Here is an 18,973-nt window from a genome sequence, read left to right as displayed (position 1 = left end):
TTATTTGTATTTAATAACTCGAGCAGGAACACCTACTGCAACTGCATTTGCAGGAATATTTTCTGTCACTACAGCACCAGCACCTATAGTGGCGTTATCTCCTATAGTAATGTCTGGTAAAACAATCGCTCCAGTCCCTAAGCTTACTAGGTCACCAATGGTACATCTACCAGAAACATTTACAGCTGGAGAAAGCTCACTAAAGGATCCTACTTTTGTATCATGTCCTATGGTACAATTAAGATTGATTAAACAACCATTACCTATCATTACACTGTTCGTAATAACTGTGCCTTGCATCACTTGAACACCATTACCAATAGTTGTGTCAAAACTCCCTATTCTTGAGTATTTAGAAATAAAAGTTGTATTTAAACCACCTAAATCCTCAAAAACAGCAGTAAGTTTTTTTCTATTATGTGGATTTCCTATTCCTAATGTAAACCTTGAATCTGCATGAAGTTTAAAATATTCTTGCACTTCTTGAAAAGAAACTAAGATTTTAAATTTATCAAATAGAACATTGTTGTCGTAATTATTAATGTTATCAAAGAATGACAAACTAGATGAAGAAAATTTTCCCTCCAGTATGACTTCCAGTATTTCTTTTGCAAACCCTTTAGAACCTATAACTATCATAGCATCTCTTTTATTATTATTTCAATAATTCTATCCACATCAGATCCTAAAATATTATGAGATAATGGCAAACATAGAATTCTATCAGCGATATCCTCAGCTACTGGCATAGTAACTAGATGATCTAAATATGGTAATTTATTTAAACTAGGATAAAAATAACGTCTAGGAAAAATTTTATTTTTTTCGAGAGCTTCTTTTACTTGAGTCATGATTTGATGACTGGGAAACAAGACCGGGAAATAAGAATAATTTCTAGTAGCTCCTTTTCTCCATTCTATGAAAGTAATTTCCACATTTGAAAGAAGTTCTTCATATCGTTTACTTACAGCTTCTCTTTTTGATAAAATCATTTCCATGTGAGGCAATACGGTTAAACCCATGGCTGCCTGCAACTCACTCATCTTAGAGTTAATACCTAATCCATGGAACTCCTCAGCACCGTTATGTCCAAAATTATGATGGTAAAAAAGTTGATGTTTTAATTTTTCATCGTTACAGAAGGAAGCTCCACCTTCGGCCGTGTGAAATAATTTGGTGGCATGAAAACTACAAGTACTTACATGTCCATAATTAAACAAGCTTTCACCTTTATAATTCACACCAAAACTATGTGCAGCGTCATAAATTACGATTAACCCATGTTTTAGTGCAATTTCTTCAATAGCTTCAATATCACATGGATTACCAAAAACATGAGTCGCAAGAATAGCCTGAGTGTTTTCAGTTATTTTCTCTTCTATTCTTTTAGGATCGATAGTCCAGTGTTCCTGGTCTATGTCTGCAAAAACGGGCTTTGCTCCTTCCCAAATTATGGCACTCGTTGTAGCGACGTAACTAAATGGAGTTGTAATTACTTCTTTATGAATACCGAGTGCTTTTAGGGCTATTTGAATAGGTAAAGTCCCATTAGTATGCAACGTGATTTGATTCACACCTAGATAATCCTGTAATTTATGTTCAAGCTCTAGAACTAGTTCACCTCGATTAGTCAACCACTCTTTTTTAAATGCTCGATCTACATTTTTTTGATACTCCTCTATAGGTGGAATAAATGATTTAGTAACATAGATTGGTTTTTTATCTGAACTACTCACAAAGCATAATTTTAAGAGATATAGACTCTTTTGAATAACTATAAAAATAAGGTAAGTTTCTATAACGATTGACTATTTCTAGAAGTATCATATCGTTTACGGCTGTGGCATCTAGAAAATATTGTTTGGGCTTTAAATAATTCTTGATTTTAGCAGTCCATGAAACTTCCTCTTTTATAAAATGAATCTCAATCACTTTGTTAAGACCTATATTAGGCAAACTAGCTAGCGTGGCAATCACATTGTTCTTCTCAAAGTTTACAGATATTAATTCTTCAGTAGTCTCTAGTCTACCATAATCTTGCTCAACAGGCATGAGTCCAAAACTATGATGTAGGTTTGACTGGACAAGTTTGTGTTTTTTAACGATTTCGGTACGTTGATGATTGATTTTTTCAAGTTGTGTGTGAAATATAGATCCTAGATTTAAACTTCTATAAGCCTTTTCATGCCATTGATGTTTAAAGTAAATCTCGCTTTCGCGGAAGCGGACTTCATAACCAGCATTTCTCAATCGCAAATGAACATCTGTGTCCTCACTGCCCCAACCGTGATAAAACTCATCAAAACCATTAATTTCTAACAGCTGATGAACTGGAAAAACAGAGATTCCAGTAGCTTCTTTATTAGACATAAACTTGATGGTTCTTTGATCAAAACTCACATCCTTCACAGACTCTTCTTGAGACATAAAACCAACTGGGAAATAAGATGTACTCTTATTATCGAGCTGCGGCACCATTGTTTCTAAAAAATCCGGATGCCATATTAAGTCCATGTCTGACACCATTAAATGTGTTGCTGTCGTGTTTTTTAATATCAAATTAATGCAGCGCGATTTATTCCATAGCTGACCTTGAACTGGGCAAGTAATCAATTTTATTCCTTTAAAACCATCAATAAGTTCCTTGAGCTGGCCCTGGTATGAAAGAGCACTACCATAATCCACGAGAGTAACCGTTACATGATCTATTAGTTGAGGATGAATAGATTTTAACGATTGTTTTACGATTTTTAAATCCCGATTGCGATTAGGAATAACGATAGTGAGTATATTATCCATCCAATTCTCTAATTAAATCAATGATTTCACTGACTGCATTTCCATTCCCATAAGGATTTAAAGCACTAGCCATTTTATCATAATAATCTTTATTATTAATTAATTTACGTACCTCATTAACAATACGCTCTTTCTTATTTCCAACTAGAACTACTGCTCCGCTTTCTACAGCTTCCTGACGTTCGGTAATGTCTCGCATTACTATAACAGGTTTATTTAGTGAAGGTGCTTCCTCTTGAATACCACCACTATCTGTAATAATTAAAAAACTACGTTTCATCATCCAAATAAAAAGCTCATAATCTAAAGGTTCTAATAATGTAATATTATCTAGACCACTTAGTTCTTCATAAACAGGAGTCAGTATTTTAGGGTTTAGATGGACAGGAAAAATAATTTGAAATTCGGGGAAATCATTAGCGATGATTTTCAAAGCTTTGCATATTTCAAGAATACCTAAACCTTGATTCTCTCTTCTATGGCTCGTTACTAAAATAACTTTTGAATTCTTAATTTCTCTTTTAAATTCTAATAATTTTCTAGAAGGAGAATTCTCCACAATTTTCAATCCTAAAAACAAGGCATCTATTACGGTATTACCTGTAACAATAATATTTTTTTTAGGGATTTTCTCTTCTATCAGCGCCATCTTACAATTTAAAGTTGGTGCAATGTGTAAAGATGCGAGTCTAGATATAATTTGTCGATTTGCTTCCTCTGGAAATGGTGAATTAATATTGTAAGTTCGTAATCCAGCCTCAATATGAACAATCTTTTTTTGAAGATAAAACGAACACAATGCCGCAATCATCGCCGTACTTGTATCTCCATGAACAAAAACAAAATCTGGATTAAAACTATTAATCACAGATGTGATACCATCCATTAAACGACTAGACAAAGTACTTAGACTTTGATTAGGTTGCATAACATTTAAATCAGTGTCTGGAATCAAATTAAAGAAATCTAAAACCTGATCTAACATTTGCCTGTGTTGTCCAGTTACACATAAATGTGTATCAAACTCATTAGGTAAATTTAAAAATGTCTTAACGACAGGTGCCATTTTAATAGCCTCAGGTCTGGTTCCAATAACAATTAGTATCTTTTTCATGCTACTTTAGTTAATGATCTTCAAATCCTTATTATTAGGAATAACGATAGTGAGTTTTTCCATTCTATTTTAAATAATGTTCTTTATAGATTACAGGAACCTTGAATCTATTCATTGCATAATTGTAAAACCTTTTTCTGAAAAGAATTTTTTTAAAAAATTCAAATTTTAACCAATAGCTAAATTTCTTTTGAGATAATTTTTTATAAACAGACCATTCAACTAAAGATGGCGTGCTGCTTTCTAAAGCCTCCAATTCCGTATCCATCCATGATTCCCAAGTATTACCCAAGTGATAGGCATGGTTTTTAAAACAGGAAAGTCTGTATCCATCGTTTTTAATAGTAGGTATGTCTAAATAAACCCCTTCAGAATTTCCACTCAATAAAAATTCTGACGGCACTTGTGGTGCAAATAACAAAGCCTCTCTTTTATAAGTAGTACAGAAGTGACTGCAACCTACAATAGCTTGGGAAGTTCCGTCAGATATAGTAAGTATGGTGTTTTTTTGCTCATCATTAAGATAAGACCATCCTATACTATTAGCAAACTTCTCTAATCCTTCAGGATCACCTGGCGTCTTAAATTTAACTCTACCAGACCATAAATTTTCCAACCAAATATTACTCGTAAATTGATTGAAAGTTTTAAAAACAGGCACTGGAGAAACTGCCGTTGCTCGAGGAAAATTTTTAAAAACGGCAGCTACTTCTAGATCCCAATTTTTTAAAAACATCACATCACCATCTGTTATGGTAACGTAGGGTTCATCGCTAGCACCTATCACTCGACGTAAACTATTTACTTTTCCTAATTGTTCTGTTTCAAGAAGTAATTCATCAATAAGTCCTTCATTTTGCAGACCGAGTAACTTCTCATGAATGGATGGTGAGCAGCCATTTGCAATAACACTTATAGGTGTACCAGCGCTAGTAGTTTTTCTTAAACTTAAAACACAGGCTTTAAATATCTTAAAAGAATCTTTATAATAATCTTCTTCATGCGGAATGTATAAAGGAACGATAACTCTATGTTGCGCTTTATTTCCTTCATACTTTTTATCATGGGTATTACTACGTCCTATGCGCATAAGAGCTTATTTTTTAAGATGCTCCATTAATTTAACGATTCCATTTTCTAGTGTTATTAATTTTCTATTTAAAATAGCTTTCATTTTTGAATTATCAGGCTGTCTGCGCGTCATATCACCTTCTTCTAGTGCAGGTAAGTGTATGATTTGCGAGTTGCTACCTGTGACTTTCAGAATAACATCTACGAGTTCTTTAATATTATAAACCAAATCACTTCCTATATTGAACACGTCGTTCTTTAAGGAATCATCACTGAAGATGCGATAACTAGCCTCAATATTATCATCTATGTAACAAAAAGTTCTAGATTGCAATCCATCTCCATAGATCGTGATATCTTCATTATGAAGCGCTTGATGAAGTAATTTAGGAATCACAAAATCTTGACTTTGTTGTGGACCATAGGTGTTGAAAAATCTAAAAATAGTATAGTCTAATCCATATTCCTGATAATAGGACCTAAAATATGCTTCACCTAGATTCTTGACTACCGCGTAGGGCAACTTAGAATTTAAAGGTGTCTCATCTTCAATTTGGGGTAAGCTCACTGGCTCTCCATAAACCTCACTACTCGACGAGTATGCTACTTTTTGTACTCCTGTATTTTTACTTAATCGTAATATATTTTTAATCCCATCGATATCTTCTAAAACTTTAATAGGATTATCAAGAGTGCGTTGAACTCCTACCATAGCAGCATAATGAAAGACATAATCAAATTTATGAGATAACATTACCTCTGCAAGTTCCTCATATATATTAACATCTAATTTTATAAAAGTAAAGTTCTTGTCCTCAGGTAATTTTGAAATACTCCCAGTACTCAAATTATCTACACCTACTACTTGATGTCCTTTTTTTAAAAGGTAATGAGCAAGAGCACTTCCTACATTTCCAGCTACTCCGGTGATTAATGTTTTATTCATATTTACAAATATACTTTAATATGGTTTTAACCTCATTATAAATCAACTTTGATGACTGGAGAATAGAACCAATCTGTTCAAGAATCCAAGCCTATATTTAGTTAGCAAAAGGGCAATTTTAAATTTTCTGTGTAACATGGACATAGTACCCCATTTTTTATGAAATTCTATAAGCCCAGCAGTCATTTTAGTATTTTGGATTTTCCAAAAATGCTTATTTTCGATGATTTCGGGTGGAATAGTATCAAATAAGCGACCATTTATTTCTTTTAGTTCTTCTAGGTTTTCGATCATTTTAACCTGATGCTTTTCCCTATGCTCCACAAAGGAATTCAGTACCACAGCATGTCTTATATTAAACTTAAGTAGTTCTAGAACAAAGTCATTATCTGCAAAATAAAACTGAAATCTTTCATCAAATTTCTTCAAGCGTTTCATCGATTGATTTTCAATTACAAAACACCATCCTTTAAAAAATTTTTGAATTTCATAACCTTCTATAAAACTCAAATTACTTTTATCAAACATCCATAGTTTATCATCCTTAGGATCTACTGGTGAACCAGCATTTAAACCGTTTTTTTCTAAAACGTTTTTAATATTTTCAAACCAGTTTTCATGAAAAATCACATCGTTATTGCTGAAACAAACATATTCACCTCTTGCTTTTATAAACCCTTGATTCAATGCTTTGTGAAAGTTAAAATCTTTAAAGTCATAAGCTATAACAATACCTCGTTTACCAATGATATTTTCTGATTGAAAAAGATCTCCACTTTCAACTACAATGACTTCATAATCATTATGTGAAATACTACTGGATAAAGAACTTACCGCATCCACGAGTAGCTCAGCAGAAGCTGAATCTGTAATATTTGATAAAATCACAACCGATAACTGCATGGATACTTAATTTAAGAGACGCTTTAAGGCATCGGTCATTCTCATTTCGTCAGATCTTAGTTTGAGCCTTCCTTTATCTCCATCTATATAAAGATTAGGTAAATGGTGAATAAGATTTTCTTCAAAATCAGTAATACAAATTACTTTCTTCATTCCGCCATAGCGATATAAATCTGTATTCACTTTACATTTCACACTATAACTACTCGCTCTAGTTACTTGAATTCCTGTGAGTTTTTTGAACTTGATGACGACCTTAGAAACCAATGACGGTTTCTCATCCACTAAAGTTGTAAAGTCAATAGCCTGACCCAATTTTTCAAGTTGATCCTTCGTAATTATAAAAGTAGCCTGATGCAAATTTGAAAAATGAGCAAAGAGTTTGCCTCCATGTTCTTCGACAGAATTAAAATCCCAGTCAAAATCTAAATGATACGCAGGATAATAGCGCCCTAAATCATTAAATTCATACTGAATCAATCCAGCGATGCGATTTTTAGGCAAGATATTAGAATACTTGATATGATTATCTAAGTGATGCTCTTTAAATAAGTGATCATTTTCTCCATAAAGAAACAATTCATAATCATTTCTATATTTCCAAATGACAGATCTACAGGTTAATGGTAATAGCTGATAATCTTCTAATTTTACAACATTCACCTCATCTATTCCTTCTATATCGAGCGGTATGTTAGATTGTACCACGATATATACTTCATACTTCTTAAAGCTTTTTAGTTCCTCAACAACCTCTTTTAAGTAAGACAACTGCTCTTCACCAAAATTTACTAAGACACTCAATACCTTCATCATGATTGTAATTTCTTAAAATCTAACAACTTTAATAAATTTTCACCTTTCTTAAAAAAGAAAAAACTGAATATACTTAATATTCCTACTATCAAAAACCTAGAGGAATAAAAATACTTCAGATTATAAAAATATAAATCTAGAGCTTCACTTATCCATCCAAATCTTTGCTTCTTCTTAAACTCGTCCTTGAAATATTTCTGAAAGTACAATTTAAGTCGATCCGTAAAAATTTCATGAAATTCACTGTAATATAATTTTCTTGCTAGCACATAACTAGATTCTCTTATTCTCAACTTATGGTCTGCATAAGAAATAGAATCTTCATGCATTCTAGAATGATAAAGCAAAGAATCTGCAAATGCATGAACAGGACTATGTAATAGTGCTCTAGATATAAAATCCCATTCTTGAGCCGCTTGAAGCTTTATATTAAAACTCATACCATGTAAACTCAAGAAGGCTTTACTCCACATCACAGAACCGGTTAAGATGGTTAATTGTCTAGTGACGTAGTTTTCCCATAATTCTTTATGATAGCAAGGTTTTTCCCGAGTAAAATAGTGGTCATTTTTCTCAAAAAAATCCATTTTACAAACACTAAAATCAGCGTTATTATTTACTATATTATGTAATTGTTTTTCTAGATAAGTAGAAACCATCAAATCGTCACTATCAAAAAAGACAAGGTAATCACCACTAGATTTAGCCATCCCAATATTTCTACAAACGTTTGCCCCTTTCTCTTCAAGCTCTGGACGTTTTAATAAAACAAACCTTTGATCTTTTTCTATAAAAGATTTTATCACTTCTATTGTTTGATCTGTACTACCATCATCTACAAGAATACATTCCCAATTTAGGTAGGTTTGATTCTTAATACTATGTAAGGTCTCAACGATAAGCGCTTCCCTATTAAAAACAGGGATGATAATACTCACTAAATATGTGGTGTTCTGATTTCTCATAGCTCATCCCTTACAAGGCCGTTTAAAAGATTCTTTTTTAATGAAAATCCCTTATTCAACTTGCTAAAAATAAAGAGGTATGCACAATATTGTATTGCAAATAAAAACCCTTTTATGCTTATTAACTTAGCAATCATAAAACTAAACTCATTGGTAACATGAGAGTTGACAAGGTAATTTTCTGCCATTTGGAGAATAATACTATCTAAAGATTCCTGATTCACTTCACTTTCACTTAACTCTACATAAGTTTCTTTGAACAGTTCAGATTTCTGTTTTACTAATTTCTTTGAATCTTTATTTAATTTAGAACGTATAGATGAATCATGCATCCTTCTCAGTGTTGTGATTTTATCTAAAACTACCGCTTTGCAGGTCTTCAACGTTAATTTTGAAAACAAATTAAACTCTTGGCCTGATTTAAGATTCTCATTAAACCTTAAGTTTTCAAAGAGAAAAGACTTCCCTAAAAAATCGGGAGTAAGCCAGTTGATATGTTGACTCACATAATTATAGTTTGTTATTCCAAAAGAATCAAATCGATAATACTTGTCATAACTCACGATAATATCTGAAACATTTGGGTGTTGAAAGCCATGAGTTTTAGATATTACATAGTCGTAATCTCCACTCTCCAGTAATGCCAACTTATCTTCTAACATAGAAGGAATCATAATATCATCACTATCAAAAAACTGTATGTAGTCGCCAGTGGCATGACTTAAACCCATATTTCTACAAGATGGCGCTCCCTTTTGCACCTCTTGAGGCCTTTGAATGAATTGAAACCTCTTATCTATTGCTATAAAATTTTGAATGGCATTTTGACTACCATCAGTACTACCATCATCAACTATGACACATTCCCAGTTTTGATAAGACTGTTGAGTAATAGAACCCAATGTATCTTTCACTAGATCCACTCTATTAAAAACAGGTATGATTATACTGATCATTATTTATTTTCTTAGAATAGAATTATTTAATGTTCCCAGTGAGATTATTGAAGGCCTCAAAAAGTCAATGATGAAATTTTGAAAGTAATAATCCTTTTTAAAAAACCATTTCTTAAAACAACGAGGCAACTCTTTAAAGATTGATATTACAAACACTTTTATCAAATCAAATATATTCTTATCATTTGTCTTTAATACGGCGCTATCTCGATACTCTGTATAAATTCTTTTTAAATGCCATCCTAAAGCCAGCTTAGAAGAATGAACAATATGATCCATTTTCAATTCTGGATCAAAACCTATGACAAAACCTTTTTCTCTTATGCGATACTGCAATTCACTTTCTTCACCATATCTCATGACAGTTCCTGTCATTCCATAGTCCAATTTAAACCCATCTAAAAGCTCGAGGAGATCACGTTTTACATTAAAAATACCACCAGAAAGCGTATTCTTTTCAATAACACCTATATCATCTCGTATCAATTTTTTAGTTCCAAAATCATTAGAGATCCACCGTGGCTTTTCATCTTCGTAATACCCATAATACATTCCTCCAAAGCAATCAAAATCATAGTTCTCTATTACATAAATCAATCGCTTTAGATAATTATCATGCGGTATTCCATCATCATCGAGATAAGCGATCCATGTGGCACTGGACTGTTGCCATGCTGTGTTACGCGCAACTGACAATCCTTGCTTTTCTTCAAAAACATATTTGAGAAAAGAATATTCCTTTTGTAAACCTTCAACTAAACCTTTAGTAGTGTCTTTTGAATTATTATCAATTACAATCACCTCAACATCATCTCGATTTACTTGCGGTAATAAAGCATCCAGGCACTTTTTTAAAAGCTTCACACGGTTATAGGTACAGATGGCAATGGCTAGCATATTCGAAGTGGGTTATTTAAATAACTCCTAACAAGTCTCTTAAAATTATAATTATTCTTTAACAACAAAGTCTCAGGCCAGTAAAAAGAGCAGTATAACAGTGCACATAGACTAATTTCAATACGACCATTGAAGATGTTTTTTTTGATTTTTTCAATCAAAACTTTGCTGCAACTAGTTTTTGTTAACCCTATTACTTTTTCAAACTCACTAATTTCTTCAATGGTTAAATTCAAAAATTTAATTACTTTATAACCACTCAGTTTTGATGATTTACGATCAGTCAAATGTAAATTAACCAATAAATCCACCGTGGTTTCTGAAAACATATTATTATTTAAATTACCATAAGACATTGTCAAAGCTTTGGAATACTGTTGAAACTTTGTCGTGTTTCTGTTAATATTTTCAGTTAAACTTGATTCGTGTTTTCTAAAAAAATAAAGTTGTTCATTACAATGTGAAAATTTAAAGTTTAAACTTGCTCTGAGCCAAAAGTCATAATCTTCTACCAGAAACAAATTCTCATCATAACCGTTTAGAGATTTGAAAACTTCTCGTTTATAAAGGAATGAGGCCTGTATAGGATTTCCTAATAAAAGATTATCTAAGCTGGATAATTTTCTGGTTCCAGTAATTACTTCTTCCTTATCAATAATTTGAAAGTCAGAATAAACAATATCAGAACGTGTAGAGCTTAAATGATAGCGCATTCTTTCGAGAAAATTAATGTCAAAAATATTATCATGAGATATCCATGTCATCAATTCACCTTTTGCCATCTGATGGCCTACATTCAAACTCTTTGGTAGTTTTTGGTTTGTTTTATTATTTACAATAAGTATTCGTGGATCTTTTTTAGAGTACTCTTCAATTAATTCAAGTGTAGAATCTGTAGAACAATCGTTAACTACTATCAATTCCCAGTTTTCATATGTTTGCTTCATACAACTAGCTAACGTATGAGCTATGTAATTCTCACCGTTGTACACCGGAAGTATTATTGATATTAAATCGTTGTTACTAACCATTAATTTTGAAAGCATAAATCATACCTAAAGCACTAGAGACACTCTTTTCATGTATGGCAAAATTGGATTTTTTTAATTGATTTATTATGCTCTTAGGACTACGCTGATGCCATTCCACTAATATTATTTGAAATTGATTAATCAACTGACTTTCAAATAAATTTTGAATAATTTCAAATTCGCCGCCTTCACAATCAATTTTAAGAATCTTTGTTTCATCTTTATGCTTCTGAATAAGAGGCTCTAAACATTCAGTTGCGTTGACAATATCAACTTCTACCACTTGATTTTTATCCCCACTTGATTCAATATTGTGAGATTTAATAACTCCGACACTTCCTTTAAACTCTGGATTATAATTAAAATTGACCTTTTTAGTATCACGACCTAAACCAAAATTAAAAATAGTTGTTTTACTTTTAGCATCATTATTTAGACCTATATTTATCTTTGCATCGTCAAATGTTTCTAGGACTGGCTCAAAAGAATATATTGCATTGACTTCAACTTTTCGGGCAAAATAAATTGACGTAATTCCCACATTTAATCCAATATCAAAAAACACAGAATTACTAGGTAAGGTTAAATTATAACAATCTTCATAAAAGACTTCGTTGAGAATATAATATTCTTCATCTGTTTTAATATTAAATTCAAATCCATCCAACCTTACTAAATCAACCCCAGCAACTTTTTTATCTATCACAAAATCAATGTGCTTTTTTTTCAAATTCCTATGATACATAGGAACCTTTGAAGATTTTACATTTTCAAATTTATCATTGCCAATCCTTCTTATCTCTAACCCAAGAGATTTCAATATATTTTTAACCTTTTTCTTAATCATTCTTAAATAATTTAAAATAACTCATAAAGCCTAGGATAGATTAGTGATTAAATTTTTGCCTCAATTTTGAAATAGTTGTGAAAACTTTTGATTTAATAAACAAAGATAGGCCAGTAGTTTGGGCCTGATAATTTTGATATATACTAACCTCTTTTGTTGCAACTGCTTCAAAACTATATTTCTCTTTATGAATTCCTCTTAGTCTTATGGCATCTGATTTAACGTCACTTTTTCTAACTGCAAGAGCTTGATTTATTGACTTAGCTAAATCTTCTGGCGACTCAAAATTATCAACTAAAAAAACATTTTTAAACTCACGAGGTAAAATATCACTCATAGGTTTTTTATTACTAGTGACGATTTTAGAACCTGCTGCAGCGGCTTCAATAAAAACAACACCAAAACCCTCATTTCTACTTGGAACACAGAATACTTCACATGAATTATACAAATTATTAAGTTCATGATTTGGTATAAACTGTTTTAGAACTAAGCGTTTTTCAACACCATATTCTTCTGCGATTTCTTGGTAAACACTGTCATCACCTCTTCCTATTGCAATCAAATTAACGTCTTTTGGCAGGAAAGTCAGCGCCTTTATAACATTGTCTAAATTTTTTTGATTTGTCTTTTTACCAATATGTAAAATATTTCTACCTTTTGGTAAAACAATTGAGTTATGAGAATTACCTTCTAAAGGCTTGAAAGTAGAATAATCAATTCTATTGCCTATCACGGTAATTTTATTCTTCTTAACTCCTTTTACAATCAAAATATCCTTTAAGACATCACTAACAGCTAGAATCCTATCAGCATATTTAATACTATCGTGAATAAAACTATCTCTATCATCATGTATACTTACAACAATAGGATATTTAAGAAGTCTTGCGTGAATAGCGAATGTGCAACTATGATATGAACCATATACTCTTACAAATAGAGGATTAATTCTTTTTAAATGCTTTTGAAACTCTACATAAGTTTTTGTTGGAATTACTTTTAAGCCTTCCCAAACAAATTCTTCATCCTCAAATGGTGACAGAATAATTACTTCATCAAAGTAATTGTTAGGGTTATAGATTCTTTTAACTACTCCAGAAGTACCCTTTCTATCATAAGCTTTTACGGGATCTGTTGGTACAACCACTATAGTTTTATTCATTGAAACAAATTTTATTCTACTTAATTCAACTCCAACTAGACTTTAAAATAACATCTCCTTGACCATGTAAAAGATCTTCACCTGTTTTAAAGTAATCGTTGTTCAATATGGTGAGCTTTCCAGCAAACTCAATTATTTCAAAGTTTTGTCGAGGAGTTTTAGTTCCTACGGCTAATAGAACATCATAATCTCCTTGCTTAATGTTTACATTTAAGATAGTGCTTTTCAATGTTGAATTAGGCTCTATAAGTTTATTAAATGAACCGTCTTGATGAGTACCTACCGATAGAACTCGTCTTTCATTACTATCAGAAAAAGCAAGAAAGCAATAATTCAAATCTATATTTAATTTAAAATCATGAAAATCCACCTCAACATTAATATCATCGCCAATATAAAATGTATCACTCTCGACATTATCCTTAAAAAATTTTAAGCTATTAATAATATCACTTTTAATCCCTTTAGTCTTCTCTTTTTTATTGTCGGCCATATATAAATTCACAGCTTTTTCAGTTTTACCTTCAAAAGAAACAGAACCATTTTTAAGTAAAATAGCCTTAGTACATAATTGTCTTATCGATGTCATGTTATGACTCACAAAAAGCACTGTACGACCACCAGAACTAGAAATATCTTGCATTTTCCCTATGGCCTTTTTTTGAAACTCGGCATCACCTACTGCGAGTACTTCATCTACTACAAGAATATCGGGCTCTAAAAATGCGGCTACGGCAAATCCTAATCGCACGCGCATTCCACTGGAGTATCTTTTTACAGGCGTGTCTATATACATTTGACAACCAGAGAACTCAACGATTTCATCAATCTTACTTGCTATTTCGCTTTTAGTCATTCCCAGGATAGCACCATTGAGAAAAATGTTTTCTCTACCGGTAAGTTCTGGATGCATACCAGTTCCTACTTCTAATAAACTTGCGATGCGTCCTCGAGTTTTTATAGATCCTGTGGTAGGACTCGTGACTCGCGATAAAATTTTGAGTAAGGTCGATTTACCAGCACCATTTTTACCTATGATTCCTAATATCTCACCACGTTTTACCTCAAAATTGATATCTCTTAATGCCCATACATAGTCAGAACTAGCTGTTGCGCTGCGGTCGTTAACAGCCCCTATTTTTAAATAAGGATCTTCTTTCCCTCGTACTTTATGCCAGAAACGGTTTAAATCATGTCCTAACGTACCTGTTCCTACCAGACCTAGACGGTACTGCTTAGAAATATTCTCTGCTTTTAAAATGATATCATCATCGATCATAAGTCAGTAGGTTTAAAAGGACATACTTTCATTAAGTTATTTTGAATTTCTTGAATCATTTCAGCTTGTGGTAATCGTTGCTCGTGTTGCTTCACCTTTTCTATTCCCATTTCTACGCTATGCAATTCACTTATAAATTCTGGATCATATGGTTCTAGACCTACAGACATTAAATAATCATAGTACTTGACTCCATCACCATAAATGCGGTCAGAAAACTGTACTTGCACAGCAGGAATTTGATATGCATGCGCTACTATAATACCGTGTAGTGAAGAAGATAAAATACGCTCACAAGAAATAATCTCGCTAGTCGTTTGCTCTACATCATTGGTCTTAAAGTTAATGATTTTTACCGCATCATTATCCTTAAACCACTCCTGAACCAGTTCATAATCATTAATATGTGGTACAATTCCTAATTGGTATTCTTTTTCTACTATAGGGTTATAATGCAGCGGTAATAGCAATGCAGGATCACCATAAACGGCTGGACAATCGTAGCCCAGTTCTTGTATACGCTTTCGCGAAAGCGGACCTCTAACCGCCAAAAATGTTGCGCCAGCTATTTGAGCGTCTCTAGAAATAATACCACTACCCCAAACGGTACAATGCGTACCTATATGCTCTAAAATACTACCTATGGTCACGTATAATGGTTTCCAGAAGTTTTGAAGGTAAAACTTGTGAGCTCGTTGCCAGATTACTTTTTTGTGAGATATTTTTTCCACAAGGTATTTCCCTAACAGGTCACCGTAGTTTTCATAATCCTTTTTCTGGATTAAAACCTCACTCCACCAGTATAAACGTATCGATTTACTCATTATACAGTATCTATAAAGGTTTTTTCTGTTTTATTAAAAACAATCAATCCTATAAAAAACAGTACCAGTCCTAATCCCAAACCTACATAAATTCCAGTCCAGTGAATCTCTAGATTATCAAACCATAAACTGCGGTAACTCTCAATAATATGCGCTAGTGGATTCCACTCTACTGCCCAATAATATTCTCCTAATTTATCTCGAGCAGCTTCCATAGAATACATCACGGCACTTAAATACATTAATAGATTTAAGCCAAATCCTATAAGGATGGTTAGATCTCTATACTTAGTAGTAAAGGCAGATAGAATCATACCTATTCCCATCGCCATAAGTATGACAATAAATATGACTAGTATGATCAAAGGTAAAAACACCGATGGCTGTATCGCGACATCTTTGTAAAACACATAATAACAATAAAAAATAACTAGGATTAAAATCTGTATTCCAAATTTAAAAAGTCCCGATAGCACCTTAGACGCCGGCGCTATAAAGCGTGGAAAATATACCTTACCAAAGAGCCCTGCATTTGATTTAAAGGTATTACTCGTCGCATTAAGTGCTTCTTTAAAATAACTCCATAGCGTTAAACCGGTTAAGTTGAATAAAAAATTAGGAATGATTCCATTATCTATTCCTGCCACTTCATTAAATACGAGTGTAAAAACAACACTAGTAAAAAGCGGTTGTATTAAAAACCATAATGGTCCTAGGATGGTTTGTTTATAAACCGTAATAATATCGCGTTTAATAAATAGCACAAGCAAATCTCTATAACGCCAGATCTCTTTGAGATTAAGGTCGATTAACTTGCCCTTAGGCTTGATTTCATACAGCCATTCTTGTTGATTACTCATAGTTTGTTGTAATTCCGCTTTCGCGAAAGCGATACCTTTAAATTATCCAGGTTTAAAAATGCCCTTGATTATTTTTTTGATTCTTGCAATAAAACCATCTTTCAGATCATTTTCATGATATCCATTCCCATAAGCTCCATAACCATAGCCATAACCGTAGCCATAGCCATAGCCATATTTACCGCGTTCATTGAAATAGTTAAAGACGAAACTTAGGTTTTTAATTTCCTTACGGTCGTATTTTTCATTAACTACATCCAGCATTCCTTTTTTAGTATATCCTTGACGGACCATATATAGGGAAGCATCTGCATGTTTTGCTATTTCCATTGCGTCTGCCACTAGACCTAATGGTGGTGTATCGAGAATCACATAATCATAATCCATTTTGAACTGCTCTATCATTTCTCCAGCACGCTTGGACATAATTAATTCGCTTGGATTAGGTGGTACCGGTCCAGAAAGGGCGATATCAAGGTTTTCCATACCAGCAGATTTTATGATTTCATTTAAGGAACAATCGTTCACCAAATAATTAGAAACTCCTAAGTCATTCACGATACCAAAATCATCGAAGATTTTAGGCTTTCTTAAATCCATACCAACTAATAAAGTACGTTTACCGCTTAATGCAAAAACTGTTGCAAGATTGATACTTGTAAAAGTTTTTCCTTCTCCACTCACGCTACTGGTTACCATAATCGTACGTGAACCGTGTAGTGATTCTTGATCATATATAAAATGCAAACTGGAGCGTATTCCTCTAAAAGACTCTGCAATAGTGGACTTAGGCTTATCCTTTACAATTAAATTAGTAGGATGTTCCATTTTACCTACCACACCTATTAATGGTATTTTAGATAATTTTTCAATATCCTTAGGAGAATGAATATAAAAATCAAGTAGGGTTAAAACAAAAGCCATACTGAAAGGTATTGAAAAAGCTACTAGTAGAGCCATTAAATAATTAATGTTTGAATCGCGACGAGTTCCGCCACCACCTGTATCTTTTGCGTCATCGATAACGTATACATCAGACACGTTTGCGGCCTTAACTAGTTCTGCTTCCGCTTTTTTAGCCATAAACAGATTGTATGTATTTTGATTCACATCAAACTGCCTTTGAATCTTTAAAAACTCTTGTTGTTCTTTAGGCAGTTTTTTAATTTGAGACTCCACTTTTCCTATTTGACCATAAAGCGTATTAAGCTCCTTATTTAATAATGATTTTGAACTGATGATGTTCTCAAAAATCACATCCTTAACAGCATTAATATCTCGATCGATTTGCTGAAAAACTGGAGCATCTGCTCTCATCGCAAACTCTCTTCTTTTACGTTCTTCTGATAAAGATATTAATCGACCTACTGCAGCAGATATGTTTCCCTCTTCTATACCTACTACTGATGGAGCTTGTATAATAGTATAGTCTGTCCTGTTTTGTAAATATTGATTTAGATTATCGTAGTAATTCAATTTGTTTTGAATACCACGTTTTTGAATTTCAAATTCTGTTAATTTTTGATTGAAGTCAGTATTCTGAGCAGTAGCGTCCAGTATTTGGGACTTGTCTCTAAAATCTTCTAAGTCTTGCTCGGACTTTTTAAGAGCCGCCACTTGAACTACAAGTGAACTATCTATGTATTTAATCGTACTAACAGCAAATTTATTTTTACGCTGCAACTCGCCACGTTCTAAAATAACAGAACTCGTATTAATATAGTCGATTAATCTTTGCTTATTGCGACCAGACATACTCAATAACAAAATAGACGATCCGTCAGGCTGCTGTCTAATAGATATACCTTTATATCTATTTACTGTACCCCAATAATTACCAAAATTGAACAACCATTCTCCTGTTTTAATGGACTCGGTACGTTTATCAATGACCACATTTAGAAAAGACAATTGAATAGAGTCGCCAAATTTGAATTGTTGCTTCCAATCTCCTTCAGGTACAGTTACAGATTGACCTTTTTTCAATCCATAATGATAACCTGAGGCTGTAGTATTAGAAAAACTAGTAGAAAGCTCAAATCGTTCTTGATCTAATACTTTAATTCTTATATTTTTTCCTGATAATTGCGCTTTACTGCTATCTGCATAAATATAAAATGGTGTTTTTTTGTATGCATCGTAGTTATAGTAATCTCCTTCTTTTGTGTAATTAATATAAAACTGCAACTCGTCAACAACTTGTTCTGCATGAGTACGAGACTTAAATTGTACTATAGCAGTTGTCACCTTATCTGTTGTCCCACCCCAATTAAACGTAAGACTCTGATTACTTGTAAACAATGGATTTGAATTATCCTTAATACTGATTAAAGAGCTTGCGCTATAAACAGTCTGAATGAACTGATTTTTATAATGAGCATATCCAAGACCTATCCCAATACATAAAATAAACAACCACCATAACTTGATTAGCTTACTAAAGAACTGACGTATATCGAATATTCCAGATAAGGAATTAATTTCTTTTTCATCTTCCATA

Annotated in this window: 18 protein-coding genes; all 18 read right to left on the bottom strand. The window is 32.8% G+C overall.

Translation table 11 applies throughout. From position 1 onward, the window contains the following. The 18 genes from R1T42_RS01385 to R1T42_RS01300 all read right to left on the bottom strand — a co-directional run bounded on the left by R1T42_RS01385 (nucleotide 1) and on the right by R1T42_RS01300 (nucleotide 18,972). On the bottom strand, nucleotides 1–639 hold the full coding sequence (locus R1T42_RS01385) for an acetyltransferase (protein ID WP_317291000.1): 639 nt from the start codon (nucleotides 637–639) through the stop codon (nucleotides 1–3). Next, nucleotides 636–1,736, bottom strand: a complete 1,101-nt coding sequence (locus R1T42_RS01380) for a DegT/DnrJ/EryC1/StrS family aminotransferase (RefSeq protein ID WP_317290999.1) — start codon at nucleotides 1,734–1,736, stop codon at nucleotides 636–638. Before R1T42_RS01380 ends, R1T42_RS01385 begins: the two co-directional genes overlap by 4 nt. Further along, nucleotides 1,729–2,799: a glycosyltransferase family 2 protein gene (locus tag R1T42_RS01375; protein WP_317290998.1), complete on the bottom strand. Its 1,071-nt coding sequence runs from the start codon at nucleotides 2,797–2,799 to the stop codon at nucleotides 1,729–1,731. The genes R1T42_RS01380 and R1T42_RS01375 overlap by 8 nt, the downstream gene beginning before the upstream one ends. Beyond that, nucleotides 2,792–3,913, bottom strand: a complete 1,122-nt coding sequence (gene wecB / locus R1T42_RS01370) for a non-hydrolyzing UDP-N-acetylglucosamine 2-epimerase (RefSeq protein WP_317290997.1) — start codon at nucleotides 3,911–3,913, stop codon at nucleotides 2,792–2,794. The genes R1T42_RS01375 and wecB overlap by 8 nt, the downstream gene beginning before the upstream one ends. Before the next feature lie 64 nt (nucleotides 3,914–3,977). Beyond that, nucleotides 3,978–5,003 carry a hypothetical protein gene (locus R1T42_RS01365; protein ID WP_317290996.1) on the bottom strand — a complete coding sequence of 342 codons (1,026 nt, stop codon included), beginning with the start codon at nucleotides 5,001–5,003 and terminating at the stop codon, nucleotides 3,978–3,980. A 6-nt stretch (nucleotides 5,004–5,009) separates the two neighbouring features. Beyond that, nucleotides 5,010–5,930: an NAD-dependent epimerase/dehydratase family protein gene (locus tag R1T42_RS01360; protein ID WP_042292417.1), complete on the bottom strand. Its 921-nt coding sequence runs from the start codon at nucleotides 5,928–5,930 to the stop codon at nucleotides 5,010–5,012. A gap of 42 nt (nucleotides 5,931–5,972) precedes the next feature. Beyond that, nucleotides 5,973–6,833 carry a glycosyltransferase family 2 protein gene (locus R1T42_RS01355; RefSeq protein WP_317290995.1) on the bottom strand — a complete coding sequence of 287 codons (861 nt, stop codon included), beginning with the start codon at nucleotides 6,831–6,833 and terminating at the stop codon, nucleotides 5,973–5,975. A 6-nt stretch (nucleotides 6,834–6,839) separates the two neighbouring features. Next, nucleotides 6,840–7,649: a hypothetical protein gene (locus R1T42_RS01350; protein ID WP_146128664.1), complete on the bottom strand. Its 810-nt coding sequence runs from the start codon at nucleotides 7,647–7,649 to the stop codon at nucleotides 6,840–6,842. Then, complete coding sequence (locus R1T42_RS01345) at nucleotides 7,646–8,614, bottom strand: glycosyltransferase family 2 protein (RefSeq protein WP_317290994.1); 969 nt, start codon at nucleotides 8,612–8,614, stop codon at nucleotides 7,646–7,648. Before R1T42_RS01345 ends, R1T42_RS01350 begins: the two co-directional genes overlap by 4 nt. Next, the gene (locus tag R1T42_RS01340; protein ID WP_317290993.1) at nucleotides 8,611–9,570 is read right to left on the bottom strand and encodes a glycosyltransferase family 2 protein; all 960 of its coding nucleotides are present in this window, start codon (nucleotides 9,568–9,570) and stop codon (nucleotides 8,611–8,613) included. Before R1T42_RS01340 ends, R1T42_RS01345 begins: the two co-directional genes overlap by 4 nt. A gap of 3 nt (nucleotides 9,571–9,573) precedes the next feature. Further along, nucleotides 9,574–10,467 carry a glycosyltransferase family 2 protein gene (locus R1T42_RS01335; RefSeq protein WP_317290992.1) on the bottom strand — a complete coding sequence of 298 codons (894 nt, stop codon included), beginning with the start codon at nucleotides 10,465–10,467 and terminating at the stop codon, nucleotides 9,574–9,576. Next, nucleotides 10,461–11,498, bottom strand: coding sequence for a glycosyltransferase family 2 protein (locus tag R1T42_RS01330; RefSeq protein ID WP_317291852.1), 1,038 nt, complete (start codon nucleotides 11,496–11,498; stop codon nucleotides 10,461–10,463). Before R1T42_RS01330 ends, R1T42_RS01335 begins: the two co-directional genes overlap by 7 nt. Continuing rightward, nucleotides 11,491–12,345: an FkbM family methyltransferase gene (locus tag R1T42_RS01325; protein ID WP_317290991.1), complete on the bottom strand. Its 855-nt coding sequence runs from the start codon at nucleotides 12,343–12,345 to the stop codon at nucleotides 11,491–11,493. Before R1T42_RS01325 ends, R1T42_RS01330 begins: the two co-directional genes overlap by 8 nt. A gap of 40 nt (nucleotides 12,346–12,385) precedes the next feature. Continuing rightward, nucleotides 12,386–13,510, bottom strand: coding sequence for a glycosyltransferase family 4 protein (locus tag R1T42_RS01320; protein WP_317290990.1), 1,125 nt, complete (start codon nucleotides 13,508–13,510; stop codon nucleotides 12,386–12,388). A gap of 25 nt (nucleotides 13,511–13,535) precedes the next feature. After that, complete coding sequence (locus tag R1T42_RS01315) at nucleotides 13,536–14,789, bottom strand: ABC transporter ATP-binding protein (RefSeq protein ID WP_042271741.1); 1,254 nt, start codon at nucleotides 14,787–14,789, stop codon at nucleotides 13,536–13,538. Further along, on the bottom strand, nucleotides 14,786–15,613 hold the full coding sequence (locus R1T42_RS01310) for a polysaccharide pyruvyl transferase family protein (RefSeq protein WP_317290989.1): 828 nt from the start codon (nucleotides 15,611–15,613) through the stop codon (nucleotides 14,786–14,788). Before R1T42_RS01310 ends, R1T42_RS01315 begins: the two co-directional genes overlap by 4 nt. Then, a complete protein-coding gene (locus R1T42_RS01305; RefSeq protein WP_036582100.1) occupies nucleotides 15,613–16,473 on the bottom strand; it encodes an ABC transporter permease in 861 nt (286 codons plus the stop codon). The genes R1T42_RS01310 and R1T42_RS01305 overlap by 1 nt, the downstream gene beginning before the upstream one ends. A 42-nt stretch (nucleotides 16,474–16,515) precedes the next feature. Next, on the bottom strand, nucleotides 16,516–18,972 hold the full coding sequence (locus R1T42_RS01300) for an exopolysaccharide transport family protein (RefSeq protein ID WP_317290988.1): 2,457 nt from the start codon (nucleotides 18,970–18,972) through the stop codon (nucleotides 16,516–16,518). Between the last annotated feature and the right edge of the window lies 1 nt (nucleotide 18,973).

Origin of the sequence: Nonlabens ulvanivorans (assembly GCF_032922765.1) — a bacterium.
Taxonomy (GTDB): domain Bacteria; phylum Bacteroidota; class Bacteroidia; order Flavobacteriales; family Flavobacteriaceae; genus Nonlabens; species Nonlabens ulvanivorans.
This window is presented reverse-complemented; position numbering and strand designations above follow the sequence as displayed.